The sequence below is a fragment of the Pseudoalteromonas sp. SWYJZ19 genome, from assembly GCF_015864375.1.
Classification (GTDB): Bacteria; Pseudomonadota; Gammaproteobacteria; order Enterobacterales; family Alteromonadaceae; genus Pseudoalteromonas; species Pseudoalteromonas arctica.
This window is the reverse complement of sequence record NZ_JADYXI010000002.1, coordinates 314,185-341,026: the sequence shown is the minus strand read 5'-3', so window position 1 is coordinate 341,026 and position 26,842 is coordinate 314,185. Positions and strand designations below refer to the sequence as shown.

The 26,842-nt window shown below is 39.5% G+C and carries 26 protein-coding genes; 10 read left to right on the top strand and 16 right to left on the bottom strand.

Annotation, left to right across the window (positions count from 1 at the left end; all coding sequences use genetic code 11):
• Positions 1–40: 40 nt before the first annotated feature.
• Positions 41–1,678: a methyl-accepting chemotaxis protein gene (locus tag I6F45_RS03460; RefSeq protein ID WP_165739620.1), complete on the top strand. Its 1,638-nt coding sequence runs from the start codon at positions 41–43 to the stop codon at positions 1,676–1,678.
• 72 nt (positions 1,679–1,750) lie between these two features.
• On the opposite strand, the gene I6F45_RS03455 is transcribed toward I6F45_RS03460, so the two are convergent.
• A complete protein-coding gene (locus I6F45_RS03455) occupies positions 1,751–3,271 on the bottom strand; it encodes a M17 family metallopeptidase (RefSeq protein ID WP_197112398.1) in 1,521 nt (506 codons plus the stop codon).
• A gap of 129 nt (positions 3,272–3,400) precedes the next feature.
• Complete coding sequence (gene dinB / locus I6F45_RS03450) at positions 3,401–4,453, bottom strand: DNA polymerase IV (protein ID WP_024590076.1); 1,053 nt, start codon at positions 4,451–4,453, stop codon at positions 3,401–3,403.
• Between the two features lie 727 nt (positions 4,454–5,180).
• Here dinB and I6F45_RS03445 point away from each other — a divergent pair.
• From I6F45_RS03445 to I6F45_RS03435, 3 genes are all read left to right on the top strand, one after another.
• Complete coding sequence (locus I6F45_RS03445) at positions 5,181–5,615, top strand: acyl-CoA thioesterase (RefSeq protein WP_010553137.1); 435 nt, start codon at positions 5,181–5,183, stop codon at positions 5,613–5,615.
• A 9-nt stretch (positions 5,616–5,624) separates the two neighbouring features.
• Positions 5,625–6,677, top strand: a complete 1,053-nt coding sequence (locus I6F45_RS03440; RefSeq protein ID WP_197159630.1) for an aldo/keto reductase — start codon at positions 5,625–5,627, stop codon at positions 6,675–6,677.
• 116 nt (positions 6,678–6,793) lie between these two features.
• The gene (locus I6F45_RS03435) at positions 6,794–7,717 is read left to right on the top strand and encodes an ABC transporter substrate-binding protein (protein WP_197159629.1); all 924 of its coding nucleotides are present in this window, start codon (positions 6,794–6,796) and stop codon (positions 7,715–7,717) included.
• On the opposite strand, the gene I6F45_RS03430 is transcribed toward I6F45_RS03435, so the two are convergent.
• The 6 genes from I6F45_RS03430 to I6F45_RS03405 all read right to left on the bottom strand — a co-directional run bounded on the left by I6F45_RS03430 (position 7,668) and on the right by I6F45_RS03405 (position 14,191).
• Positions 7,668–8,288: a fumarylacetoacetate hydrolase family protein gene (locus I6F45_RS03430; RefSeq protein WP_197139915.1), complete on the bottom strand. Its 621-nt coding sequence runs from the start codon at positions 8,286–8,288 to the stop codon at positions 7,668–7,670. The genes I6F45_RS03435 and I6F45_RS03430 overlap by 50 nt on opposite strands.
• A 378-nt stretch (positions 8,289–8,666) precedes the next feature.
• Positions 8,667–10,634: a hybrid sensor histidine kinase/response regulator gene (locus I6F45_RS03425; RefSeq protein ID WP_197159628.1), complete on the bottom strand. Its 1,968-nt coding sequence runs from the start codon at positions 10,632–10,634 to the stop codon at positions 8,667–8,669.
• Positions 10,635–10,644: 10 nt separating this feature from the next.
• The gene (locus I6F45_RS03420) at positions 10,645–11,106 is read right to left on the bottom strand and encodes a response regulator (RefSeq protein WP_165727623.1); all 462 of its coding nucleotides are present in this window, start codon (positions 11,104–11,106) and stop codon (positions 10,645–10,647) included.
• On the bottom strand, positions 11,107–12,591 hold the full coding sequence (locus I6F45_RS03415) for a sensor histidine kinase (protein ID WP_165739604.1): 1,485 nt from the start codon (positions 12,589–12,591) through the stop codon (positions 11,107–11,109). It abuts the gene before it with no gap.
• A gap of 35 nt (positions 12,592–12,626) precedes the next feature.
• Positions 12,627–12,836, bottom strand: coding sequence for a histidine kinase dimerization/phospho-acceptor domain-containing protein (locus tag I6F45_RS03410; RefSeq protein WP_166420498.1), 210 nt, complete (start codon positions 12,834–12,836; stop codon positions 12,627–12,629).
• A gap of 14 nt (positions 12,837–12,850) precedes the next feature.
• The gene (locus tag I6F45_RS03405; protein WP_165727625.1) at positions 12,851–14,191 is read right to left on the bottom strand and encodes a sigma-54-dependent transcriptional regulator; all 1,341 of its coding nucleotides are present in this window, start codon (positions 14,189–14,191) and stop codon (positions 12,851–12,853) included.
• Positions 14,192–14,416: 225 nt separating this feature from the next.
• On the opposite strand from I6F45_RS03405, the gene I6F45_RS03400 reads away from it, so the two are divergent.
• The gene (locus I6F45_RS03400; RefSeq protein ID WP_197139909.1) at positions 14,417–14,932 is read left to right on the top strand and encodes an NUDIX hydrolase; all 516 of its coding nucleotides are present in this window, start codon (positions 14,417–14,419) and stop codon (positions 14,930–14,932) included.
• A gap of 39 nt (positions 14,933–14,971) precedes the next feature.
• On the opposite strand, the gene I6F45_RS03395 is transcribed toward I6F45_RS03400, so the two are convergent.
• Both I6F45_RS03395 and I6F45_RS03390 read right to left on the bottom strand, forming a co-directional pair.
• Positions 14,972–15,466, bottom strand: coding sequence for a YgjV family protein (locus tag I6F45_RS03395; protein ID WP_197159627.1), 495 nt, complete (start codon positions 15,464–15,466; stop codon positions 14,972–14,974).
• A gap of 49 nt (positions 15,467–15,515) precedes the next feature.
• Positions 15,516–16,082, bottom strand: coding sequence for a Crp/Fnr family transcriptional regulator (locus I6F45_RS03390; RefSeq protein ID WP_197139900.1), 567 nt, complete (start codon positions 16,080–16,082; stop codon positions 15,516–15,518).
• A 358-nt stretch (positions 16,083–16,440) separates the two neighbouring features.
• Here I6F45_RS03390 and I6F45_RS03385 point away from each other — a divergent pair, with 358 nt between their 5' ends.
• A complete protein-coding gene (locus I6F45_RS03385) occupies positions 16,441–17,817 on the top strand; it encodes an NAD-dependent succinate-semialdehyde dehydrogenase (RefSeq protein WP_165742193.1) in 1,377 nt (458 codons plus the stop codon).
• Between the two features lie 636 nt (positions 17,818–18,453).
• Here the strand turns inward: I6F45_RS03385 and I6F45_RS03380 are convergent.
• The 4 genes from I6F45_RS03380 to I6F45_RS03365 form a co-directional block, all read right to left on the bottom strand.
• Positions 18,454–18,768 carry a hypothetical protein gene (locus I6F45_RS03380; protein WP_197118647.1) on the bottom strand — a complete coding sequence of 105 codons (315 nt, stop codon included), beginning with the start codon at positions 18,766–18,768 and terminating at the stop codon, positions 18,454–18,456.
• A gap of 254 nt (positions 18,769–19,022) precedes the next feature.
• The gene (locus I6F45_RS03375) at positions 19,023–20,099 is read right to left on the bottom strand and encodes an endonuclease/exonuclease/phosphatase family protein (protein WP_197159626.1); all 1,077 of its coding nucleotides are present in this window, start codon (positions 20,097–20,099) and stop codon (positions 19,023–19,025) included.
• Between the two features lie 23 nt (positions 20,100–20,122).
• Positions 20,123–20,485: a hypothetical protein gene (locus I6F45_RS03370; RefSeq protein WP_165727633.1), complete on the bottom strand. Its 363-nt coding sequence runs from the start codon at positions 20,483–20,485 to the stop codon at positions 20,123–20,125.
• Between the two features lie 76 nt (positions 20,486–20,561).
• Positions 20,562–20,810, bottom strand: coding sequence for a TIGR03643 family protein (locus I6F45_RS03365; protein WP_166378022.1), 249 nt, complete (start codon positions 20,808–20,810; stop codon positions 20,562–20,564).
• Positions 20,811–20,933: 123 nt separating this feature from the next.
• Here I6F45_RS03365 and I6F45_RS03360 point away from each other — a divergent pair, with 123 nt between their 5' ends.
• The 3 genes from I6F45_RS03360 (at position 20,934) to I6F45_RS03350 (ending at position 24,444) form a co-directional block, all read left to right on the top strand.
• Positions 20,934–21,623: a substrate-binding periplasmic protein gene (locus tag I6F45_RS03360; RefSeq protein ID WP_165740948.1), complete on the top strand. Its 690-nt coding sequence runs from the start codon at positions 20,934–20,936 to the stop codon at positions 21,621–21,623.
• A gap of 29 nt (positions 21,624–21,652) precedes the next feature.
• Positions 21,653–22,309, top strand: a complete 657-nt coding sequence (locus I6F45_RS03355; protein WP_165740949.1) for a YoaK family protein — start codon at positions 21,653–21,655, stop codon at positions 22,307–22,309.
• A gap of 74 nt (positions 22,310–22,383) precedes the next feature.
• Positions 22,384–24,444 carry a TonB-dependent receptor gene (locus tag I6F45_RS03350; RefSeq protein WP_197159625.1) on the top strand — a complete coding sequence of 687 codons (2,061 nt, stop codon included), beginning with the start codon at positions 22,384–22,386 and terminating at the stop codon, positions 24,442–24,444.
• 36 nt (positions 24,445–24,480) lie between these two features.
• Here I6F45_RS03350 and I6F45_RS03345 read toward each other — a convergent pair whose 3' ends face one another.
• Positions 24,481–25,272 carry an AraC family transcriptional regulator gene (locus I6F45_RS03345; RefSeq protein ID WP_197139886.1) on the bottom strand — a complete coding sequence of 264 codons (792 nt, stop codon included), beginning with the start codon at positions 25,270–25,272 and terminating at the stop codon, positions 24,481–24,483.
• Positions 25,273–25,378: 106 nt separating this feature from the next.
• Here I6F45_RS03345 and I6F45_RS03340 point away from each other — a divergent pair, with 106 nt between their 5' ends.
• Positions 25,379–26,575: an MFS transporter gene (locus I6F45_RS03340; RefSeq protein ID WP_165740952.1), complete on the top strand. Its 1,197-nt coding sequence runs from the start codon at positions 25,379–25,381 to the stop codon at positions 26,573–26,575.
• Here the strand turns inward: I6F45_RS03340 and I6F45_RS03335 are convergent.
• Positions 26,564–26,785, bottom strand: coding sequence for a hypothetical protein (locus I6F45_RS03335; protein WP_165727638.1), 222 nt, complete (start codon positions 26,783–26,785; stop codon positions 26,564–26,566). The two genes, I6F45_RS03340 and I6F45_RS03335, sit on opposite strands and share 12 nt — an antisense overlap.
• Between the last annotated feature and the right edge of the window lie 57 nt (positions 26,786–26,842).

The window sequence follows — 26,842 nt, the reverse complement described above, 5'->3', positions numbered from 1 at the left end:
ATTCTATGCGCTAAAGCGCACACTTTTTGAGGATAAATGTATGCCTAATCTACGAAGTTTTAGTATATCCCAGCGTTTTTCACTGTTAATAGCCATAGTTGTATTTGGACTAATAGTACTTAGTATATCGAGCCTAACTCATCAATATAGTTCGCTAAAAGACGAGCAATACATAAAAACACAAAATGTAGTAGAAACTGCGTACAGTATAATCGAGCATTATCATGCGCTTGAACAAAATAACACTCTCACTCAACAACAAGCTCAATCACAAGCACTTGATGCAATAAGAGCACTGCGCTACGACAAAACCAATTACTTTTGGATTAACAATTACCAGCCAACAATGGTTATGCATCCTATAAAACCTGCGCTTGAAGGAAAAGACTTAACCAATAACAAAGACCCTGACGGCAAAACATTATTTGTTGATATGGTAAATATAGTGAAGAAAGATGGCGAGGGTTTTATCCCTTATAAATGGCCAAAACCAGGTAAAGATAAACCTGTTGAAAAAATCGCATTCGTTAAAGGTTTTAATCAGTGGCAATGGATTATTGGCTCAGGTGTTTATCTTGATTCAATTGACGAAGCATTTAGCGAGCAACGTAATCTAATAGTCGTCAGTGCAATAATTATGATTATTGCTGTTATTTTACTTAGTTACTTTATAGGCAAGAGCATTTTAATACCTACTCGTTTAGCAGCCGATATGATGAAAGATATTTCACAAGGTGAAGGCGATTTAACTCGTACATTAAATGAATCCGGTAACGATGAAATATCTGAACTATCACACTCATTTAATTTATTTGTTTTAAAAATGCGAGAGTCTCTTGTTCATGTATCACAAAGTGCAAACGATGTAAGCGAACATGCGCATACAGTTGATGATTCAAGTAGAACAAGCCACTCGTTTATTGAGCTTCAAAACGATAGCTCAACCCAAGTTGCAGCTGCCATGGAGCAAATGACTCACCAAATACATGATGTAAGCCGTAACGCCGAAGCCGCAGAGCAAGCAGCTAAAGATGCAGCACAAAACGCATCAACGGGTAAAAATGTGGTTGCGCAAACAATTACAGCAATAGAAACACTCTCAAGCAACATAGAAACAGTCAGTCGTGTAACAGAAGATTTAGCCAACGAGAGCCATAATATAGGCTCTGTACTTGATGTAATAAGAAGCATCTCGGAGCAAACAAACTTACTGGCATTAAATGCTGCCATTGAGGCTGCTCGCGCAGGAGAGCATGGCCGAGGATTTGCTGTTGTTGCAGATGAAGTAAGAACACTGGCCAGTCGTACAGGCCAAAGTACCGACGAAATTCAAACCATGATCACTAAACTTCAAGAAGGTGCAAAAGCAGCAGTAGAAGCAGTTAAATCAAGCCAAGCACTTTCAGTTTCTACCGTAGATCAGGCGTCATCAGCCAATACTTCACTTAATGAAATAGAACGACTTGTTTCAATTATTACCGAAATGAACAGCCAAATCGCACGCGCCACAGAGCAGCAAACTCAAGCTGCCGACGAGGTTAATTTGCGTATTAATGAGCTATCTCAATCAACTGAGCAATCATTAAATAATACTAAACAGCTTACCGATGCCAGTGATAATCTTAAACAAAGTAGCCAAGAGCTTTCGAGCGTAGTTAATCGTTTTAAATTAGATTAATCGATACCGTTCTCATAAAATGCAAAAAGCCCTGAATTAACAGGGCTTTTTTATTGCATGTAAGTTTTTAGCTTACAAACAGTAACGTGCAAACAAGCTGGTTACTGATGCAGCCGTTGGCTTGCCATGCTGCCAATCACCGCCTTCAACACCGCTTCCTGCAATGTCCATATGCACATAAGGCAAAGGTTGTGCAGAGTCGTTACCGTGCTTATCAAGCCCACCAACAATAGCCATAAACGCCATAGGGAACTGATGTCCACGCGCAGTAACAGCAGATGCTGCGTTATTGCTAGATAAAACATCGTCAGCTAGCGTGCGTGGTTTAATAAAGTCGTAATCTTCACGGCGAGAACGCGATACTTCAGCGCCATCGGCCCACAAATCTCCAAGGTCAGCTATTTGACGTGAAACACCAGCGCTACGAGCTGGACCATTTTCAACATACGCACCGTAAGGGCCCATTGCACGTGCCGCGTGACCCGTTAATGTAGCTACAGTAAATAACGTTGGGTTTATTTCGCCTTTAGCTAAATCTTTCATTTCGCTAAGCAGGTCACCCATTGCTAAGCGCCCTTCTGCATCGGTATTACCAATGCGTACACGGATACCTTCGCGGCTAGTAATAATTTCATCTGGCACAAAACAATCAGAACCAATAGAGTTACGAACAACAGCCAAGTACGATACTACTTTAACGCCTTTAGGCTGATAATCCGCAACAGCTTTCATAAAGCCCGCAACAGAAGCTGCGCCGCCTTTATCACGGCTCATGCCTGCCATATGGCCACCTACTTTTAAATCTGCACCCCCTGTATCGTATACAAGACCCTTACCTACAAACATAAGTGTACGAGTAATTTCGCCCTCTGGTACATATTCAAGCTTAACAACACGTGGGTGATGGCGCTCAACTGCATACGATGCACGAGCAACAGTGCTTAGCATTGGGTAGTTTTTATCAATAGCTGCAATATCATCAATTACGTCAACTGCAATGCTTGAGCCTTTAAATAAATCAACGCAGTAATCAGCAAAACGTGGTGGAGCCATACGCTCAGGTTCGGTGCCACACAAGTCACGCGCGGCATATTGGCCTGCAGCAATTGCATTAACAGCTTTGATTGTTTGCTCGCTTGCGCCAACTAAACCAATTTGAGTAATAGGTTCAATACTTTCACCGTGATATTCACGCGCTTCTAATGGCTGCCATAAGGCTTGGCAAGCGCCTAAATAAGCAACTTCTAAAGCATGCTGATAACGGCTATCGCCATTTAAATTTGGTAAAAATAATGCAGGATTAACACTACCCGACGCTTTTGCTTCGTTAATTGCTAATTTAGCAGCATCAAAATAACGGCGAACATCGTCGTAATCTCTATTTAACGGACCCGTTGGCGCAAGTACAACGCGTTTGTTTTCAATCACTAATAAAGTAACTTGTTTACCAATACGAGAATCAACTTTTGCTTGGTCTAAAATAGCATCACGTAATGAGTTATTTGGTAATAGAGAAAAGTCATCACTAATAATAATAAGCGCATCATGAGATGTGCATTCAAGGCTTGCACTAACCGCTTGAGGGTATGCCATAAATAAAGTCCTGTTAGAAAACATAAGCCCCTATTATCGTCGATTTAAATATTGAAGACCAGCAAGGTGCGATGAGCTAATTATACAACTTGCCAATAAATGGCAACTTGGGGTTACAGGCTTTATAGCTTAATCGAGAATACTCAGTTGGAAGTTTTGTTCTGGCTCGCTTTTAATGCCAACGCCTATGCCAAGTAATCTTACAGGTTGTTGTAGCCCTCGTTGATAGGCCTTAGTAAGGAGTTGAATAAATATTTCTGTGTTTAGCTCGTGGTATGCCTGATCGGCTGAGGTTACTACAAAATTTGCAAACTTCACTTTAACACTCAGCTTATTAATACGGTTTTGTAATTGCTGTTTATTAAGCCTTAAAACTAATTCGTCTAACAATTTTGGCAGCTCATCTAAGCACTCTTGCAAACTTGTTTTGTTGTATTCGTAGGTATGTTCAACACTCAGCGACTTTCTGATGCGATCTGTTGATACTTTACCAACATATTCACCTGCACATTTTTGATAAAGCGACACACCAAAATTACCCACATGTTGCTGCATCCAGTTAACGCCTTTTTCACGTACATCCTTGCCGGTATATAAGCCTTTTAAATTTAGCTTTTCGAGCGTTACTTTACCCACCCCCGGAATTTTCCCCAGCGGTAATTGCGCTAAAAAATCATCGACCTCATGAGGCAAAACGACAAATTGACCATTCGGTTTTTTTTCGTCGCTGGCTATTTTGGCAATAAATTTAATCGGTGCAATACCAGCTGATGCAGTGAGCCCTGTGGCATTGTAAATATCGGCTCTTATTTGCTGTGCAATAAGTGTGGCACTGCCTTTACAAGCGGTGCTGTCTGTTACATCTAGGTAGGCTTCGTCTAAAGAAAGAGGTTCAACTAAATCTGTGTAGCGGCTAAATACTTCACGTATTTGATTTGAAGCTTCTTTGTATACAGCCATGCGCCCAGGAACAATAACTAAATCGGGGCATAATTGTTTAGCATGATAGTTCGACATAGCCGATCGCACGCCATATTCTCTCGCTATATAGTTAGCGGTTGAGAGCACGCCTCGTCGGCTATTGCCTCCAATAGCAAGCGGTACACATGCAAGTTTTGGATTATCTCGCATTTCTACTGCTGCATAAAAGCAATCCATGTCTATGTGAATAAACTTCTTCATCACCACAACAACAACTGGTTATTTATACAGTCATTATTATAGAATCAAATGTGATAAGCAAGCCTAGGGCCTGTTTATCTTTCGAGGTTAAATTTGCAGCAGTATGTTTGGTATTTAGGCAAGGCAGAGCCTATGTAGTGTGGTTATTCCCCATAAATAGGCGATAACGTAGCACAAATGCCAAACATACGCTGCCCGAAGGGTTCTGCCTAGGGGCAATTTACTCTTTGTTGCTCGGTTTTTACTTATTCTTACATGGATGTAAGTCAGTAGAATAACGCAGGAGCAGTTATCGAGCCCACTAGGTCACAAACCTCGCGCCGCGATTAAATAGCCCCTAGATTGAACAAATTTTAATCCTGAAAGGTCAACAGGCCCTAGTTAGCGATTAAAAAAAACGCTTATTACCTTCTTGCTCTTTATAACCGCGCAACCAAAACATAACCTCGAAAAAAAAACCTGCTAACATCAAAATAATAGCGCCTGATTCGTTACCCATTGCGTAACAGGTAAAAGAGGCTATAAAAACCAAACAAGCTAAGGACCAATTAATTATGTTCTGCATATTTCTACCTCTGTGTGTTTTTGTGTTTGTCTGTGTAATTTAACTGTAGACCTAAAATTAAATAGGTACAATCATCTTATAAAAAAACATGCCATTAATTACCTTGAGCTCGTAACCCCATGTTGATAATCTAAGCACTTTAAAATTAAGGGCCAATAAATAATGCAAACGTTTAAAGATCAGCACCCTATCCATACCGACATCACCGTAGCGTGGGCTGATATGGATGCACTACAACACGTAAATAATGTAGTGTATTTACGTTACTTTGAAATAGCCCGAATCGACTTCTTAAATAAAATAAATCTGTTCGATACAATAAGCCCTAATGGCGTGGGCCCGGTAATAAGCGAAAATAACATTCGTTATAAACGCCCAGTTACATTCCCAGATACGCTTACAGTCGGTGTTACTATTTCTGATATAAAAACAGACCGGTTTGTTATGAATTACACCGTATTTAGTCACGCACAAAACGCTATAACAACCACAGGCACTTCAAAAGTGGTTATGTTTGATTTTGAAACAGGCCAAAAAGCCCTCATTGCAGAGCCTCTTTTATCGGCGTTAGTTAGCTACTCTCAAGACGAGCAATAAGGAATTCTCATGCAATACAGCCCACTTGGCAGCAGTGGTATTAACGTTTCAAGAGTATGTTTAGGCAGTATGACTTGGGGTAAACAAAATACTCAAAGCGATGCTGATGAACAAATAGCCTATGCGCTAGAGCAAGGCGTAAACTTTATTGATACAGCCGAAATGTATGCAGTACCGCCCTCTCCAGAGACCTATGGTAAAACTGAGGAAATTATTGGCGATTGGCTATCGCGTAATCAGCAAAAGCGCAGCGATGTGGTACTTGCTACAAAAATTGCAGGCAATGGATTATCGTGGGTACGTGATGGTGGCAATATTACGCGCCAAACGGTAATAGAAGCCGTAGACGATTCACTTAAGCGCCTTAAAACCGACTACATTGATTTATATCAGCTGCATTGGCCAAACCGCTCTACCCCGCACTTTGGCAGACAATGGCCCGGCACTCTTAAATTTACCGACGTAAATACACAAGAGCAGCAAGCTAGTATGCTTGATATTCTAGAGGGCCTTAATGAATGTGTTAAAGCAGGTAAAATTAAGCACTGCGGTTTATCTGACGATACGCCATGGGGTATAAGCCAGTTTTTAAGTTTGGCCAAAGAGCATAACTTACCGCGTATGGTATCTATTCAAAATGAGTTTAGCTTAGCGCACGCTAAAGACTGGCCGTATTTAATAGAACAATGTGTACACGAAGATATTGCCTACTTATCGTGGTCGCCCTTAGCAGCCGGTTTATTAACGGGTAAATACCTAAACGGTGCTCGTCCTGAAGGATCTCGTTGGACCTTCATGCAGCGCAACGGTATTTTTAGAGATACACCCAATGCAGAGCAAGCCACTAAGCAGTATGTTGAGCTGGCTCATGCAAACAATATTACTCCAGCACAACTAGCACTCGCATGGTGTAACCAAGTAGATGGCGTAACCTCTTCAATTATTGGTGCAACAAGCATAGCCCAATTAAAAGAAGATATTGATGCATTTAACATCACGTTAAACGACGAAATTCTTAGTGAGATTAACACTATATTTAAAAACTATCCTATGCCTTACTAAGCATATACCAGTTAAAAGCAGCCTTGAACAAGGCTGCTTTTAACTAAAATATTTGACCCTACTACAACCAACACTATACTTTAATTAAGTTTTCTTAATTCAACGAACACTTATCAATGCTGAGAAACGGATACTATGCATTTTGTCTATTAATTGTATTTAACGCGCATGCTGTTGAACAAAAATTACAGCCTCTAGAAGAAATTATTTGGCTGCAAAGTTACACGCCCCCTTTTCATATAGCTAAAAGCGAAAGTGCACCACAAGGCGGTATTTGCGACAACCTAACCGAGCAACTCATTAGAACCATAACAGATGTAAAACATACCCGCTTAATTGTCCCTCAGCAGCGTATAAATAAATATTTAAGTGAAGGAAAAAACGTATGCTTCCCGTGTGTTATTTATAAAAAACATAATAACCAACTACTTAACTACTCAAATCCAACAACGGTATATCCCCCATTTTCAATTATCACGACTAAAGAGCTAAAGCCCAAATTAGAAGAAAAGCACGGCTCGCCTATTCACCTTATTAATTTATTAACCGACCCGCAATACGTATACGGGCAAGCTGCTGCACGTAAATTTACAACTAAAATTAATACAATTATTGAAAATACAAAACGAGATAAAGAGTCGTCGTTAAGTTGGAGTAGCGAAAATGAAAGTCAGGCTGTTATAGCACGCTTGAGTCACGGCTTTTTAGACTACTCAATTGATTACCCGTTTATGGCCGATTACTTTAATAAACAAGGAGAATATACGAATATAGAGAGTGTACCAATTGCAGAAAATGACATTCAATTTATACGAGGAGCAATAGGTTGTGCGGCTAACGCACCTAATAATTTTGCACAGCAAGCGCTTAAAAAAATTAACCGCGCACTAAAAAACAATGTACTACAATCGCCTGAGTATCAACAAAGTCAGCATAATTGGCTTAAAACTACCTTTGCCGATTTTGATCAACACTACCAACAGCAAGTTATTAATTTTTACTTACTTGCCACTGATGCTCAAGCAAGCACTGATCATTAGCATAAAGTGCCACAGCAAAAATACTTTTAGCTGTTACCTCGCCTACGCCCGACGGTGTGCCTGTCATTACTACATCACCATCTTCTAAGCTCATAAATTCACTAATTTCTTGTAAAATTGAGTCCGGATTATGCAGCATAAAATGAGTATCGCCTTGCTGAACTACTTTATTATTAATTTTAAGTTCAAAGGTAAAGTGCTTCATTGCATCAGTTAGCGCTACAAAATCAGTTAAAATTACAGAGCCGTCGAACGCTTTAGCGCGCTCCCATGGAAGCCCTTTATTTTTTAATTTACTTTGCACAGTACGCTTAGTTAAATCAAGGCCGAGTCCAACACCTACAAATTTTTTATTTTTAACGACAAAACATAACTCGGTTTCATAATGTAGCGTATCACCGTTATGAGTTGCATATAATGTATTTGTAATTGCACTGTTTGGCTTATTAAATAGCACCATTTGATCTGGTGTTTCATTATTTAGCTCTGCAATGTGTGCGGTATAGTTACGACCAACACACACTACTTTTGATGGTGTTAATTCTTCAGATACTAACTTTATTGAATGCATATAAATAATGTCTCAGTTATTGGACCTGTTGACCTTTCAGGATTAAAGTTTGTTCAATCTAGGGGCTATTTAATCGCGGCGCGAGGTTTGTAACCTAGTTGGCTCGATAACTGCTCCTGCGTTATTCTACTGACTTACATCCATGTAAGAATAAGTAAAAACCGAGCAAAGCTTCCGCGTCCTGCTCACGCCCCTTACCTAAATCCATGTAGGCAACAAAGAGTAAATAGCCCCTAGGAAGAACCCTTTGGCAGCGCCTGTTTGGCATTAATGCTACGTTATCGCCTATTTATGGGGAATAACCACACTGTATAGGCTCTGCCTTGCCTAAATACCAAACAGACTGCTGCAAATTTAACCTCGAAAGATAAACAGGCCCTAACTAATAAGCGTTTCAAGCAAGCTCAAATTAATAGGTTTAAGTAAAACTCGGTCAATATTTAAATCTTTTATTTCTCTTGGGTCTGGCTCTGCGCCACTTACAATCACCAAGCGTAGCTCTGGATATCGCTCATTAATTTGCTGGCCTAAATCAATGCCACGCCCATCGGGTAAATGCATATCTAACAATACTTTATTAAATTGTTGGTCGTGATTAAGTATTTGCAAACATTGCGCGCAGCTAGACGCAATCACAGTTTCTACACCTAAACTTTCTAAAAGTAGCTGTGTAATTTGCGCTGCATCGTGATCGTCTTCTACAAGTAAAAAGCGCTGTTTTTTCTCTGTTAAGTCCGAACTACTATTTATATCTTTGGCTTGAGGAGCATGTTCTGGCGCTACCAAATAATCTTGCAAACATTGATACAAAGCAGTGCTATCAACCGGTTTTGGTATTACATCATTAAAGCCAAGCGCAGCAAGTTCTTCATGTATTCCTTTCATAGTAGCAGCAGTGAGCGCAATTATTGGGCCTTTGTAGCCCATTTTTCTAAGCTCTATGGTAGCTTCCTTGCCGCCCATTACAGGCATATGAATATCAATAAAAATAATATCATAAGGCGATTTATACGCATCTGCTATGCGTACTTTTTCAAGTGCTTGCTGGCCATGCTCTGCGTAGTCTACTCGCGCGCCACAGGTACTGATCATATGACCAACTAGCATGCGTAAGTCGCGCAAGTCATCAACAACCAATACTCTTCCGTGTACTTTACAAGGAGCCAGTTTACTTTGTAGTTGCGGCGCACTGCTAAAGTTAAGTACTTGGCGCTCTACTTCACTAATATCACCTGGGTAAACCGAAATAGTAAACGTAGAGCCTTTACCAACTTCAGAGTGCAAACTAATATCACCGCGCATACGCGCTAACAGCTCAGCACATATTGCTAAACCAAGACCTGCACCACCTACAGAGCGCGATTCTACATCAGCTATTTGCTCAAACGGTTTAAATATCAGTTCTTGTTTTTCAGGGGCTATGCCCATTCCTGAGTCTTTAATACTAAAAAATAGCATTTCGGTGTCATCAACCCACTGCGTCCACGCATTAACAACAATTTCGCCTTTATCGGTAAACTTAACCGCATTATTTATTAAATTTATTAAAATTTGGCGAACTCTTGTTGCATCAAGTCGTGCAACTAAAGGCAATGGCTGATGTGATTCAAAGCGTAGCGTAAGCCCTTTATCAAGCACCGATACGCGCATTAACGTGTATACATCGGCAAGCATGCTATCAAGGTTAACTTCACTTAAGGTTAGCTCTAATTTATCGGCGGCTATTTTAGATAAATCGAGCACATCGTTTAATAGGCTCAATAAGTGTTTACCGTTTCGATAAATTACACCTAACTCATTTTCTGCTTGCTGACTAAAGTCGCTCTGCATTAATAGTTCTGTATAACCTAAAATAGACGATAGAGGAGTTCGTAATTCGTGGCTCAAATGGGCTAAAAAGCGGTCTTTAGAACGGTTTTCAGCTTCCGCTTTTAAGCGCTCTACTCGCTCACCTTCAACATCCTTACGCGCTAAAGCATAGCGAATAGCACGCGCAAAGCGGCTAGAGCTCATTTCTGTTTTTATTAAATAATCTACCGCGCCAGCATCAAGTGCCGCCGAATCTAGTTCGTCGTTTGACTGCCCGGTAAGCATAATAATAGGGCCGCTAAAACCATTAGCAATAGCTTCTTTTAATACATCTAAACCATTAGATGCACCCAAGCGGTAATCAAGCAGGCAAATGTCGTGCTCATTTTTGCTAAGCGTTTCAATTGCCTGCTCTGGAGAGCTTATCCATTGAATGTTAAACGTGTGTGAATCCAATTGGTCCAGATAGTCGCAGGTGAGTATGTAATCATCTTCATCATCTTCTACAAGCAGCAACTGAGTCACTTTATCTAACATACAATCTCCATTAATCGTTAAATGTTGTCGGTAGCTCTACAAATTCTACCCAGTATTTTCCAAGTGTTTTCATTAAATCAACTAGGCCATCAAACGTTACAGGTTTTGTAATATAAGATGCAGCGCCTAGGTTATACCCTTTAACCATGTCTTCTTCTTGCTTAGACGTAGTTAAAATTACAACCGGAATACCCTTTAAGTTAGGGTTTGCTTTAATTGCTTCAAGCGCTTCACGGCCATCCATTCTAGGCATATTTAAATCAAGCAATATAAGCCCTGGGCGAGGCGATGTTGTCTTGTCTTCAAACTTACCTTTACGCTCTAAGTATTCAAGTAACTCAACACCATCTTCAACAAAGTGAAGTTCGTTAAGTACACGGCTTTCGGCAAGGGCATCTTGTGTTAATAAACGATCATCTTCATCATCGTCTGCCATTAAAATAGTAATCGGTTTTACTTTTGTATAGGGCATTTAAGCCTCTCCTTGCAATGTGAAAAGCGCAGCTTCCACAGGTAGTTTTATGGTGAAAGTTGCACCTTCACCGTCTTTACTTTGGGCTGTAATTGTTCCGCCATGTCGCTCCACAATACGCCTACATACAGAAAGGCCAATACCCGTGCCTTTATACTCTGAGCGGCCATGTAAACGCTGAAACGGTACAAATATTTTATCGGCGTAGTCTTGTGAAAAACCAATGCCATTGTCTTCTATTGTAATAACTTGAAAACTTAATTCGGTATTATGATCAGCACTAAAGATATTTTCATGCTGGTAACTAATTTTAATATGTGGACTTACATCTGGGCGTCTAAATTTCACTGCATTCGACAACAAATTTAAAAACAATTGCTGCATTTGGCTTTTATCAGCCTGAATAACCGGTAAGTCTTCTACATCTACTTGTGTATTAGACTCATCTATCGCAATTTCTAAATCACTTAATATATCAGTTAGCACTTCGTTTAAATTTGTATCGTCAAAGTCTTTACCACGCGTTGCTATACGCGAAAACTCTAATAAATCGTTTATTAAGTTAGACATACGTTGAGCTGCATTTTTCATACGGCCAATGTAATCAATCCCTTTTTCACCAAGTTCATCTTTAAACATTGTTTCAAGGCGATCGCTAAAGGCTTGAATTTTTCTAAGTGGTTCTTGTAAATCATGGCTCGCCACAAAAGCAAACTCTTCAAGCTCTCGGTTACTTCGGCTCAACTCGTCAGAATACAACGTTAACTCTTGCGTACGTTCAGACACTTTCGTTGCTAGTGTTTCGTTTTGTTTTTCAAGCTCAAAACGATACTGTGCTGAATTTCTTAAATTAAGGCGCGTCATAATAAACATACCAATAATAAGTAGTGCACTTGTTATTGCCGTTATAGCAAACGTAATTTTAGCCTCATTTTTTATCTTTGCTAACTTAGAAAAATGACTCACTTTGAAAAGTAATTCGCGGTCTTGTATTTCATTTACGTGTTCACGGATTTGCCTATAAAGATCTCGTCCTTTATGTGTATTTAGCACATACAATGCACGTCTTTCTCTATCATCAAGTGCAAGGTTAACGGTTTTTTTAAGCTCGTTAATTTTACTATCTACAAGCACTAGTAACTGAGCAATACGATCTGCTTGGCCATCAATTTCAGAGTGGAGCGATTTAACATGATCCGTTTGTGCCTGTATTTGCCCAATCGCATCATAGTAAGGCGTTAAATAATCAGCCTCTTCAGTTAATAAATAACCACGTTGACCCGACTCAGCCTGCACTATAGATAAATGCAATTGCTCAATTGCCGTTGTCAGCATACTTGTGTTGTCTAAACTCTTTTGGGTTTGTGTTAAACCTTGAATAGTGTTCAATGCTAAAAATGCGTTACCTACAATAATACTCAACACAACAACTATAAAAGCTGCCCAAGTAATATTCGCTTTGCTTTGATGTTTTTGCTTGTTCATTAGCTTCCCGAGTTAGTGTTTAAAAAACACTGTATTTATTGAGAGTCTGATATTTTTTGTAAACTTTCGCTGCACTGTTGGCAATTATTGATAATTTTATCAAGTGCATCTAACGCTTTTTCTTTTGGCATATCGTTTTCAAGTACCAATTTAATAAGCTCGGCATTCATCGAAATACGATTTAGCGGCCCTCTTGCATCGTGTACTAATTTATTAAGCTGCTCTGTTTTATTGTCTGATGTCATACCCTTCCTCAGATCTATTTATATTCGCCAATACCGCCATACGCATTAAGACGGTTATAAAGTGTTTTTGTACTAATACCTAACATTTGCGCAGCAAGTGTTTTATTACCTTGCACTTTATCAAGCGTTGCATGAATAAGTTCTTTTTCAACTTCTTCAATTGTTTGCCCTGCCGATACTGGCTTTTCTGCAGTTTGATTATTAACACGCGAAAAAGGTGATTCTAAATTGTCAGGCAAAATAATATCGCTGGTTTGCGGATCGCTCATAATAAATGCACGGTGTATCGCATGGCGAATTTCACGCACGTTACCCGGCCATTCATAGCTTTGCAACTCTTTAAGCTGCGCTGGCGTCCAACTAAAGGCAGTGCCATTTTCGTCATTAAGTTGATCTAAAAACGCTTTAGCTAATAAAGGAATATCTTCTTTTCTATCGCGAAGTGGCGGTATATCAATAGGAAAAACCGCTAGCCTAAAGTAAATATCTTCACGAATAATATTATTTTGTGCTAAATCGGTAAGCGAGCGGTTAGTGGCTGAAATAACACGGCAATTTGTTGGTATTTCTCTGTTACCACCGACGCGCGTTACTTTTTTAGTTTCAAGCACTCGCAGTAAATTTGGCTGCATATCAATTGGCATTTCGGTTACTTCATCTAAAAACAAAGTACCGTTATTTGATTGTTCAAACACCCCTTCTTTACGGGCTATAGCGCCTGTAAAGGCGCCTTTTTCATGGCCAAATAATTCACTACCAATTAACTCTTTTGAAAGCGCACCACAGTTACTCGCCACTAACGGGCCTTCACACTGGCTAGCGTTATGGATAGCTTGAGCAACTACTTCTTTACCTGCACCACTTTCACCCATCAACATCACGTTAGCATTTGTTTTAGCAACGCGTTCAATCATATTGTAAAGCTTGTGCATGACCTCTGATTCGCCAATTAAGCCACCAAAGTGACGCGTTATACCGCTCGACTTTGCTTTTTTAACTGCTTTTTTAGGGCCATTTAAAACCAGTTCTAAATCTTCGCGTTGTAATGGCTTTAATAAATGCCCTACATTTGGCTCACACATTTCAGCTAAAATACCCTTCACTGAAGGATGGCCCGAAATAAGTGTAATTTTTGGAGATTGCCCAATCATTTTTAAATGATCGAGTAAATGCAGACCGCTGCCATCTGGCAACATAAAATCTAACAGCACATGATCAAAGGTATTATTTTCAAACCATTGATGCGCTTCTTTTAAACTGGTTGCGGTGCTTATATTGTGGCCGAGGAATTCGACTATGTGACATACAACGTCACTAAATTCGACGTCATCGTCTACTAAAAGTATGTTTAACATGATAAATCCCTATGCTTTTTTCTTATTCTACGCATCATAAATACTAATTTAAAGGCGCGCTTAAAATCTAATGACTTAAATAATTAAGTGATTCAATACTATTTATGTTACCAACTTAATATTTACGTATGCTTAAAAAAATCGATCACAAAAAAATAATTTAAATCGTTCCTATTCACACAATGATAGCAACTGATAATATAAACATCCCACAAAGGAGATGAAATGCAGCAATTAAAAACCCTGATTCATGCAGGTATTAATATCGACCAAGGCACTCAATTTACTCGCATAACAGGGCGTGCCATTGTAATTAAAAATAGTAAAATACTTTTAATGTACACAAACCGCTATGAAGATTACAGCTTGCCTGGTGGTGGCGTGGATGAAGGCGAAAGCATTGAGCAAGGCTTAATACGCGAACTAAATGAGGAAACAGGTGCACAGCAAATAAGTGTAGTAAAAGCCTTTGGACTCTACGAAGAGTATCGCCCTTGGTATAAAGACGATTTTGACATTATCCATATAAAATCGTATTGCTACGTATGTAATATTGCCGACGAACTTGGCAAAGCACAGTTAGAGCATTATGAGCAGCAAAATGGCATGACTGCTAAATGGGTTGATATCAACGATGCAATTGCTCATAACGAGCGCACACTTGCTAACAGTGAAAAACAAGGACTCTCCATTTTACGAGAAACCTACCTATTAAAGCGCATTGCTAAACAGCTTTTTTAACGTCTACTTACCTGTTTAAAAAACGAAATATACCGACCCCTAAGCTAATTTTTTAGGAGTATAAAACCGATATAGTCCTACTAAATTACTGGCCATAAATAGGCTTTCCATTAATACAGCTATCGGCGAGCCTACTAACATATTATGACTTATCCAAAGCGATGTACCCACCACCATAATTAAGCGTAAATACAGATCATTTTTTTGAAACGAGGCAAAAGTCTGAATAAGTGTTGCAGCAAGTGCCAAACCACTTAGCCAGCTATACCAAGTAAAATGAACTGCTAAGCAACTAAGTAACATAAACGCCAACATTACCCATGTTTTTCGAGCAAATACACAATATAAATAACGTATTGCAGCAATTAACATTAGGCTACCCGCACTGGCATGGCCAAGCATAAAAAAATGAACTGACGTAAGTAAAACAGAACTAAATAAACACATTAAAATAAGCGAACGAGACTTAAACTGAAAAGAAGCTAAATCTAATACAGTAGCGATGGCTACCAAGCACTGAGCAAATAAAAACATAGTGACTCCTGAAAAAACAGCAGTCTAACCAGCTTTACTATTTTTCCCCTTAACTTAAGTTAAGTCGTTTACGAATTCGTGATAACGAAATAGCCGATATACCAATATACATAGCCACTTCGGTTAAGCTTAGCTGTGCAAGCCAGTGCGGCTTTTTTAGTAACAAATAACGATAACGCTGCTCAGGGCTATTAAGTAGTAAAAAAGCCTCCTTTGCCTCTTTAAATATAAGCTGCTGAGCAACAAGCTGGTTTTTAATGTCGACCCATTCACTGCTATCAAATATATGTAATGGGACAACGATAACTGTGGCAGCCTTTATAACCTTTAACTGATAAAAAGCCTCTGTGTTTGTAAGCCAATTAGCAAACAATAGTGCAAATTCATCTTTAAAATAAAACTCCTTACACCTTTGCCCTCCATCAATTGTAGAGTGCAAAGCGCCAAGTACACCGTCAATAATTAAATAACCATAACGCTGCGTTTCGCCTTGTTGTAATAGCACTGTATCTCGGGAGAATTGCTTAACTGAGTATTGCCCCGCCAGCTTTTGTTTTAAAACGTGTGTAAGCTCGGCATAACTATCGCCCAGTTCAAATACATATGTTTGACTCATTTATTTGCCATTTTAATCATTTGCGAATTTTAGCTGCACTCGTATTAGCATATTGAGTAAACAACCTTATATTATCAGCGCTGCACTAAGCTTTATACGTGCGCAGTAACCATCAGTAATCAATAAGTAGCAAGTGAAGATTAGAAGAAACGTATCATTTTTATCTCTATGTAACTTTTTCTGCTAATTGCATTATTTACAGAACATATCAGAAAGCATTTTAAATAAAAATTATACTTTTATAAAAGTTAAAATAAAAACTCAAATATTACATATAGTTATAAATAATTTATTGATAACTACTAATCTGGCTTTTGTTTTGCACCCTTATAGATAATTAATTTGTAAGGAGATAGAAATGAGTAACACAGTTAAAACGATTAATCCGGCAACTGAGCAAACCATTAATACCTACACACTACTTTCTCAAAAGGAAGCTGAGCAGGTAATCGAAAAATCTCACGAAACATATTTAAAATGGCGCTTAACGTCGTTCACTGAACGTGCGAGATATCTTAATAAGTTAGCCTCACTTTTCGAAGAGCAAAAAGAAGCTATTGCAAAACTTATGACTGAAGAAATGGGCAAAGTTTACGAGCAAGGCTTTCAAGAGGTTGAGCTGTGTGCAGCTATTTGTCGTTACACCGCCGAAAACGGCCCACAAGTACTTGCCGACGAAGAACGTGATATGGAAGGTGGCCGCGCAATTATTAGCTACCAACCAACGGGCGTATTATTGGGTATTCAACCGTGGAACTTCCCGCTTTATCAGGTAATTCGCTACAGTGCTGCCAACATCATGGCGGGTAACACAACAGTATTAAAACATGCTGGTAACGTATTTGGCATGGCTGAAAAAATCGACACCTTATTTAAACAAGCAGGCTTCCCTGAACATTGCTTTAGCAACTTACTTATCGATGGTAAAACAGCAAGTTCATTAATCGCACACAAAGCAATTAGCGGCGTAACCTTTACAGGTAGTGATGCTACAGGTAAAAAAGTAGCTGAAGAAGCTGGCAAGCATGCTAAAAAGACGGTACTTGAGCTTGGTAGTAACGATGCCTACTTAGTACTTGATGACGCAGACTTAGAGTTAGCAGTTAAAACCTGTGTAACAGGCCGTATGATTAACAACGGCGAAACCTGTGTTTCAGCTAAACGTTATGTAGTGGTTGAGTCTCTTTATGATGACTTTAAAGCGCAAATAAAAGAGCAATTTGAAGCCATGAAAATGGGCGACCCAATGGCAGATGATACCGACTTAGGTCCAATGGCACGTGAAGACTTGCGTGACGGCATTCATGACCAAGTTATGCAATCGGTTAAAGCCGGTGCAAACATAGTAACGGGTGGCGAAATTCCATCGCAAACAGGTTACTACTACCCTCCAACGCTATTAGATAACTTATCGCCTGGCATGCCAGCTTACGATGATGAGTTATTTGGCCCAGTAGCTTCGCTAATAAAAGCGAAAGACAACGACGATGCAATGCGCATCGCCAACGACTCTCGCTACGGTTTAGGCGGTGGTATTTTCTCTAAAGATGAGAAAAAAGCTATTGAGCTTGCTAAAAAGCACTTTGACACCGGCATGATCAACATTAACGGTTACGGCTTAGCACAGCCTAACTTACCGTTTGGTGGTGTTAAAGGCAGTGGCTATGGCCGAGAGCACGGCGGCTTTGGTATGCGTGAATTTGTGAATGTTAAAAGCATCATGATCGCCAGCTAATTTAGCTAAAGCAGTTAAGTTGCGTATTGAATAAATATTTTTAATACACCTTTTAAAATCAAAAAATTATTAAGCCTAAAAGTGGGTAACCGCTTTTAGGCTTTTTTATGACTTTTAGAAAGTAATTTTCAGGAGAGAGTACTTAGTTTTTAGTAAGAGATAGTACCGAGTTTTGGATATATTCGTAGGTGCGATTTTATATCGTGCTTTTAATATAAATATGAGGAGTTAAAAACTAAAAAACAGCCTTTAATGTGAAATAAATACCGTGGTCTAATTTTATATTTAATCGTAAACTCTCATACCCAACAAGTGCTCAGTCGTTTTCTAATATCCTTGCTAAATAATTTACTACGGCCTGAACAACAAGCTAATCAATTAGCATCCTTCGCTTATCGCTTTAATCATAGCGAGTCCTAGCATTAACTCTTGCTCATGGTTATTTAATTTCTAATGATTGCTACTTTGAGTTTTCACCAGATAATTTAATGACGAATGGAAAATGATCAGTGCTATATTTAGCTAGGCACTCAAAGCGTTTTTTTCAAAGCCCTACTATTAGAAATAGTTATCGAACGCTCGGTGTATAAATATCTGAAATTATATTTTTAGTTTTAATAAATTTGATGTCTTTTTTCACGTTTCGTACTTTGCTGGAGCATCCATAAAGTGAAAACTGCCCCAGAGTAATAGTAAAAAAAACATGGGCAGAGAAGCCAATATAAGGTCATATTCTTTAAAATTATCGCTAAACCAATCGCATCCAAAAAATACAAAGGGATATATTAAAACGCCCCATAAAAAGAATTTATTCATGATTCTATTAAACAAAGGAATATCAATATGAGGCTTACTTCCTAAACCCATAAGGCTAGGGATAATCGCAAATGGGTATACAACCAAAGGTATAGCGCCTAAAACCAGCAAAGTAAGCCTGAAATACTCAAACATATAATTAAAAACCTAAAGTTTTAAAAAGTTAACGCTTATTGTAAATAACTTAAAATACAAACAAGGAGAGTTAACTGCCAGTCTTTATTTCGAGAGTTTTAGCATTGTCTACTTCTAATAAAGCAAATATGTATTTTAAAAATAAAGTCTAAACCAAAGAGCACAGTAATAATTCAGCACTCCGCAATTCAACACAAGTCGGCCTCAACTATTAGTAATTTAGTACTTTATATAAATACCGCTACATCTGATGTTTACTCGTCAAATTTTGGCACTTTTCGCTTATCTGCCTTGCTCATAGCTAGCTCTTGGATTTCTTCATGCTTTAGATCTTCGGGTTTATCTTCTAGTGACTCCTGATTGGCATTCTCATAAGAAAGCTCAGTAAGTAGTGCAAAGTGATCAGATCCATATTTAGCAAGACGCTTAATACGCTTTACTTTAAAGCCTTCGCTGTGAAATAAGTGATCAAGCGGCCAGCGCATAAAGAAGTAACTTGCATGAAATGTGTTATAAAAACCACGGCCTTTTCGAGGGTCTAAAAAGCCACTTATTTGCATAAACAAACGCGTGCTGCGCGACCATGCTACGTCGTTTAAATCACCGGCAACTATGGTAGGCCGTGTAGGGCTTTTAAGTGCTTTAGCCACCATTATTAGCTCTGAGTCGCGCGGGCGCGATGAGTCTTCCTCTGTCGGGCTTGGTGGTGCTGGGTGAATAAAGTGCCCTTGCATTTGCAGGCCTTCATCGTTTTCAAACAAAATATGAATTGAGGGAATATCTTCTTCTATAAGCTCACATATTTGCGCGTCGAGTATTTTAAATTTGCTGTACAGGTGCATGCCGTAGCGGTTGTCTTTAGGGCATTCAATAAAGTATGGGTAGTCTTTTTTAAGTACTGATAATTTATTTTCCCACCAGCTATCGCTTTCAAGCGTGATAAGTAGGTCGGGTTGATGCTCATCAACAAGACTAATTAACTGCTCACTTTTATGATTCGACATAAGTACATTTGCCGACATAATTCGGACGCTATGGTCTATGTGCTTTGGTGCGCTTTGCACTTCTTTTTTAGCAAGCCACGTGTACGGGTAAATCCACTTACCTTGTAAAATCATTATAAGTAATGAGGTTAAGGCTATAAACACGTAACCTATTGCGCTACTTTGCCATAATAAAAACAGCGAAGTAACAGCTACAAAACTGGCAATATAAAATACCTGTAAGCGCACAAAGTCGCAGCTACGCACTAAGTAATGCTGGCTGTACGACATAGGTAATAGGGTAACCAGTAAAAAAAAGCCAATAATTATAGCCAGCGCAATGAGCATTTTAATATCCTTATAAAGTTAATTTAGCGACTTAAAATTGAAAGTATTTCTCGGGTGTCGTGCACCATGTGAATAACTGTACGGTCTATCTCAATGCTTACTGTACCATTATCTCTAGAGCGTTCAATAACTCTACCTCGTTTATATAAATCGCGCTCTAAAAAGTCGCCTCGGTGGTAGCTTTTACTTAGCCCTGGTGGCGTCCAACCTGCGCGAATTAACTGCTTTGCCTCTTTTTTAGAAAGGTAGTCATTGTCGTTATGTTTATGCGAATGATGCTTTTTATGGCCGTGTTTATGACCATGTTTATCTTTATGCGGTTTTGCGTCTGCGCTTATTGAACATAAACCCAATGCTATTAGTGCTGTGTATATTACTGCTCTCATAAATAATCTCTAGCGTAGTTAATAGCTAAAGATTAACAAACATGGATGAACATCGTATGAAACACCCACCCCTCGTTTAACGTTGTTTATATTGAGTTTTACAATGGCTGCGCATAATAGCGGGATCGCGTAATTTTAAGTGTTTTGTTTTACGCCCTGCATGGCGTTTACGCCACACTTTAAAACTGCCTTTTGAAATATGTTCGCGCATAAATACCACCAGCTGCGGGTATTTTAATCCGTATAGCTGCTCTATTGCCTCATAAGGGGTTCTATCTTCCCACGCCATTTCAATAATGCGTGACTGTTGCTCTGGGTTAAACATGATGTTTCTCACAAAATTTAACTTATACGCTAGGTAAAAATACTTAGATCAATGCAATTAAGCTCAGTAACTGTATAATTGGCGTTCAATTTATGTACTTTAAAAGATATCGAATTTATATTTATGCGCGCAATATTCCTGTTTTTAGCTTTAACTTTACCTTCGTTATTACTTGCAGCGCCAAGTAAAACCCTGCGCTGCGTAACAACCCACTACCCGCCTTTTACTATTTACGATGAAAAAGCCGATACATTTACAGGTTTAGATATTGATTACATTAAGTTTATTGAAAAAAACTTAAACCTCAAAATTGACGTTGTTCATTTACCTTGGGCGCGTGTTAAAAAAGAGATGGAGCTGGGCTATTACGACTGCTATTTCTCATTGGCCAACTATAAAGAGCGTACAGAATATTTAGACTTTACTAGCGAGCCTTTGCATACCACTAAGTTTGGTTTATTCACGTTAAATGAAGATAATCTGCTTATTGATGATTTATCAAAAGCCGCTATAGCTATGTTACGCGGTGTTATTCTTCCCAAAATTATCGCTAAAAAGTACAGCCTTGATGAGAATAATCTGCTTCGTTCACTTTCAACTAAAGACACTTTTGAGCTACTTGAAAAAAAACGTGTTGAATACGCAATAACTAACTATCAAGCGGGTTTATGGTACTCAAAAGAATATAAAAACATTTATGCTCGGCAATTAAATGAGTTTACATTTCCTACTTATATTGCTTTTAAGCGTGGCGTAATTGATACAAAATTAGTTGATGAACAAATAAAGCGTTTTAAAGCACAAGCTCAATAATTAACTCTGCACATATTAAGAGATAACCAATGTTTACAAAACTACCAAAGTGGGTTGAATATGGCGCGTTTACACTGGCATTTATAGCGGGCATAGTTAACGCTGTTGGCTTATTAGGATTTGAACATCAGGCTATTTCGCACTTATCAGGCTCTGTCACTTTGTTGGGTATTAAACTAATGAGCAGTACTTCAGCCGCTTTACTGTTATTGAGCATACTAATAAGCTTTATGCTGGGCTCTGCGCTTTCTGGTTTTTTACTTGCAGGGCGTTCATTAAAACTTGGCCGGCATTACGACACGCTCTTATTTATTGAAGGCGCTTTACTGTTAGCAAGTGCCTACCTACTTAATCAATCTTATGTTTATGGCATTACGCTCGCATCTGCTGCTTGTGGATTACAAAACGCGTTAGCGACTAATTACAGTGGCGCAGTAGTTCGTACCACACACTTAACGGGTATTTTTACTGACCTTGGTTTAATGATAGGAAAAGCACTTAAAGGTGAGCAATTTGATACGCGTAAAGGCGTTATGTTTTTACTTATTATTGCGGGCTTTTTATTAGGTGGTGTAATCGGCTTTATTTTATTTGAACACTACCAAGTGCTTACTTTGGTGTTTCCTGCTGTGGCTTGTTTTGTTTTATCAATTACGTATCGGGTTTATAGGTTACGTACGCTTTAACGCAACGAGTTTAAAAGCACATTAAAACCTCATATTATAGAGGTAATGCAATATAGATTACTTTCAAGGAATGTATGAAACCTTATTTTTTGCCGCTGCTATTACCCTTTAGCCACACTGCGTTTGCCGATAATCAAAACAACGATGCAATAGAAACCATAACAACTACGGCATCACGTATTGAAGCGCTATCTACCCCACTTCCTTTATCAATAAGCACACTAACGCAAGCGCAGCTAAATAGTATAGCGCCTACCCATATTGAAGAAGCTCTACAACGTGTAGCAGGTGCTAATATTCAACGCGGAAATGGCCAGGAGTATTTACCCGCGCTTCGCTCACAAGTGCTTTCGGGCGCAGGCGCTTGTGGTGGCATATTGACTCTAGAAGATGGCATACCACTGAGAGCCGCTGGGTTTTGTAATATAAACGAGCTATTTGAGGCGCACAGCGAAATGGCGCAGCGCATTGAAGTGCTAAAAGGCCCTGGCTCTGCACTTTATGGCTCAAACGCTGTGCACGGTGTTATTAATGTAATAACGCCCGACACCACACAAGGCGGCGGCTTAGTTGGCATTGATTACGGTTCATACGGTTATGCTCGTTATAAATTACGCGCAGGGCAAGATTACGGCAACAGTGGTATAGGCATTAACGCAAGCATTACCGACGACAGCGGTTACCGTGATGATGAAAGCGTAGAGCAACAAAAAGTAAATATTCGCCACCGCTATTCAAATGATAATTTACTACTAACTTCAGGGCTTACTTACACAAACCTCGATCAGCAAACAGCTGGATTTATTACAGGCTTTGAAAGTTATAAAAACGAAGACCTCGCGCAAAAAAACTTTGACCCAGACGCATTTAGAAAAGCACGCGCATTTAGAGCATGGAGCAATGCAACATGGCAATTAAATAACGATGATGTGCTCTCTACTACGTTATATTTTCGCGACCAAAGCATGGACTTTTTTAAGCACTTTTTACCCGGCACACCGCTTGAAAAAAACAGTCAAACCGGCTTTGGTGTGCAATCGCTTTATCAACATAATTTACAACGTAATATAAAAGTAAACCTAGGGCTTGATGGCGAATACACGCAAGCCGACTTTACTCAAAGCCAAAATGAGCCCACTCAAGGTTCTGCATTTTTAGTTGCTACAGTGCCACAAGGTAAGCATTACGATTACGATGTAAACGCCACGCTTTATGCCCCTTTTGCATCTATTGATTGGCAATTAAATAAGTGGTTACTTACCGCAGGTGTGCGCTACGAGCATATGCAGTACGACTACACCAATAATATGCTAGCAGGCAGAACAAAAGACGATGGAACAGAATGCGGCTTTGGTGGCTGCCGATACAGCCGCCCTGAAAGTGGAAAAAATAGTTTTAGTAATCTATCGCCAAAGCTTGGGGTTAGTTATCAGTACAATACAAATAACACGCTTTATGCTAACTTTTCTCGCGGTTACAGAGCGCCACAAGCGGCTGAGCTCTACCAATTACAACGCGAGCAAACCACTGCAAATTTAAGCGCCGAAATAGCCAATAACGCAGAGCTGGGTATTAAAGGGATTTACGAAAAACTACGTTATGGCGTGTCACTTTACGCTATGAGTAAACACAATACGATTTACCGCGATAGTGACTTTTTTACGGTAAATAATGGCAGCTCTCGCCATCGTGGTATTGAGCTTGAACTTGACTACCAGCTAACGCAGTCGCTTGCGCTTAACTTTGCAGGCACTCACGCAAAGCATACTTATACTAACAACCAAATACTTAACGGTTTAAATATAAACGGCAACGACATAGATACCGCGCCGCGTAATATTGCTAATCTCGATTTAACATGGCAGGCATTAAACAACGCGCAATTTGCTTTGCAGTGGCATCGCGTTGGTAACTACTACACCGACCCAGAAAACTTAAATAAATACCAAGGGCATGATGTTTTAAGCCTGCGCGCTCAGTGGCAAGTTACTAATAACCTTGAAGTGCTTGCCCGCATTATTAATTTAACTAATGAGGCTTATGCAGAGCGCGCCGATTACACCAGTTTTACCGGCGACAGATACTTCCCGGGTAGACCTCGTAACGCGATGCTTTCGGCAACTTATACGTGGTAATGCTTATTTAAGAGCTAAACTGATTTAAAGGCTAAGCTAATTTAATTGATTTAAGTCGCTCATGTATTTCATGGGCGACTTTTTCATCACTTTTTTAAACATAGTAATAAATGCACTCACCGACTCATACCCTAGTAACTCCGACACCTGCTGCACACTTTGCTTATCAGAAAGCGCTTTTAGGGCTGTAATTATATGTAATTGCGTACGCCACTTTCCAAATGTCATACCGGTTTCTTTTTTAATTAACCGCGCTAATGTGCGCTCAGTTAATGCAAACTGCTTAGCCCATTGTGGTAGTGTTTTTCGATTGTTTGGCTTGTTTATAAGCTGATCGCTCATAGTTTGAATTACCTCGTTTTTAGATAATACAAAATCGAGTGGCTGTACGGGCATTTCAATAAGTTGATCAAACAACACCTGCGCTAAACGCGATGTTTTACTATTTAAAGTATAGTGCTGATTATGCCCAGCCAACTCACACATTAGCTCTTTAACCAGTGGCGTAATGGCTAACGTACAGGTATTTAGCGGCATACCGTTTTTACTACTATCTATAAATAAATGACAAAGCTTTGCGTTATCAGACGCCCTATTACTATGCACCTTTTGTCCTGGGATCCAAATTGCACTGTGCGTAGGCACCATCCACATTTTGGCTGACACTTCACACGTTACATAACCATGTAGCGCTAAAATTAACTGCCCTTTAGGATGGGTATGTAGTGGTATTTCGTGACTTGCATGGGCGTGCTCTATTTTGGCTATTATGGGCTGCGCCATAGTTTCAAAATTTTTAATGTCGTCCCAGCCAATTGCATCAAACATAGTTTTGTCTGTTTTTAGTTATTTAATGTCATTATCTCTAAATTATAGTTTTTGCTAAGCCTTTATACTAGCGCCCATTAAGTATTAGCTTTAATGGTCTTCCCTTTTGTTAAATAACACACCTAAATCACGCTTTGCTGGCATATTACTTGTGCTTGGCATATTACTTATTGCCGCAAATTTACGCGCCACATTTACAGGTATTGCACCTGTGCTTGAACAAATTATTAATCACTTTGGGCTTAGCGCATCGCAAGCTGGGTTTTTAACAACATTGCCACTCATTGCCTTTGCGGTTGTATCGCCAATGGCCGCAACTCTTGCTAAAAAGCAGGGGCTAGAGCGCACCTTGTTTGTGGCTTTGTTATTTATACTTGCAGGGGTTGCAGCGCGGGTAATAAATACCTCAGCCATGCTTTTTGTAGGCACCGCTATTATTGGTGTAGGTATTGCCATCGCAAACGTATTATTACCAAGTTTAATTAAGCGCGACTTTCCTGCAAAGGTTGCGTTAATGACCTCAGCCTACGTGCTTACTATGGGCGTGGTATCGGGTGGGTTTTCCACTTTGGTATTTCCGCTTAGTCAGTTAAACGGATTAGGATGGCAACTTGCGCTGGGCTCATCAGCTCTTATTACTCTGGCGAGTATTATTGTATGGATCTCGCAATTAAGTAAGCACACAAAACCCGCGAGTATTGCTCAACACACTGACACGTCAAAAAGTGTATGGCGCTATTTACTAGCATGGCAAATTACCTTGTTACTGGGTTTAAACTCTTTTTTAAATTATATAATTATTACGTGGTTGCCCAGCATATTAACCGAAGCAGGCCAAAGTGCTACGCAAGCGGGTGCTTATCATGGGGCTTTTCAAATTGCGACTGCATTGCCTGGTTTAATATTAATTCCGTTACTTGCCAAATTAAAAGATCAAAGCGCGCTTAGCTTTATTTTAGCTATGCTCAGTGCATTTAGTGCATTGGGGCTGCTTTACATGCCTAACTATGCCTTTGTGTGGACCTTAATGCTGGGTTTTTGCTCTGGAGCATGTTTTATATTGGGGTTGTCGTTTATTAGTTTACGAACCGATGATTCGCAACAAGCAGCGTCGCTTTCAGGTATGTCGCAAAGCGTAGGTTATTTACTCGCGGCTATTGGTCCTATGCTAGCTGGTGCATTACACACGACTACAGGAAGTTGGGCTGCGCCATTATGGCTGTGCGCTATTGCAGGCGTATTATGCGCGCTATGTGGCTTAGGTAGTGGTAAAAACACCACGTTAGCTAAATCAGTTAACTAGCTGTTGTAACCACGAAAAAAAACCAGATGCAGGCTTACCGCTAGTATGCTTTTGCTCGTAGCGTTTATTAGTTGCTTCACGCTGTTCACGGCGCTCTTGCGCTAAATTAGCCTTTGCAGCAAAACGCAAGCGCTGCTCTTGAGTAAGCTCATCATTAAAACTAATGGCTGTTTTTTTAACTGCTCGGCTGCTTTTAGGTGAACTACACATGTTATTCTCCAAATGACTGACTTATAAGTAGACAGTCATTTGGTAAAATAAATTTCA